The 583-nt window shown below is 48.4% G+C and carries 1 pseudogene; it reads right to left on the minus strand.

What is annotated here, in order from left to right:
• Positions 1-583: pseudogene (locus CIK04_RS32015) on the minus strand (potassium transporter TrkG); the annotation flags it as partial.

Below are 583 nucleotides of genomic sequence, written 5' to 3' on the forward strand. Positions count from 1 at the left end.
CAAGCCTGGACCTAGGTTGTTAGCGTCGCTGCGACGCGAAACGCGGTTAGTTCGTCCATCCTGTTGCAATGAGCGCGAGCATACAACGACAAACACCAATGCATAAGCGGAGAAGAACCCCCACACCGCATCCACCACACGTTGCGACAGAGCATTACCACCCACTTTGATGGTGTAGACCGCTCTAGGATGAACTAAGCGCTTAAGTTCACGCGCACCTTGCAACGTGAGCAATAAAATCCGAATGACTTTCATACCACCACCAGTTGAACCCGCACATCCCCCAATAAAAGAAGAGAAAAGCAGTAACACAGGGAGAAATAGTGGCCAATCGGAAAATCCCGTGGTGGTGAAACCAGCAGTCGTTGAGATGGAGACCGTTTGGAACAACGCTTGGTCGAAGGCATCATAATGGAGTCGTAAGAATGGTGTGCCAACAATAATAAGAAGCAAATGACAACCAGCAGTGCTTGAATAAAGATAAACGCTCTAACTCTGGTCTTTCCAATAGTATTTTGGATGAACACCGCCAGAGGCAAAGGCAGCAAAGTGAAGTGAGTAGTTACATGCCGAGATCAGTAGG

The organism is Vibrio sp. 03_296 (assembly GCF_002265885.1).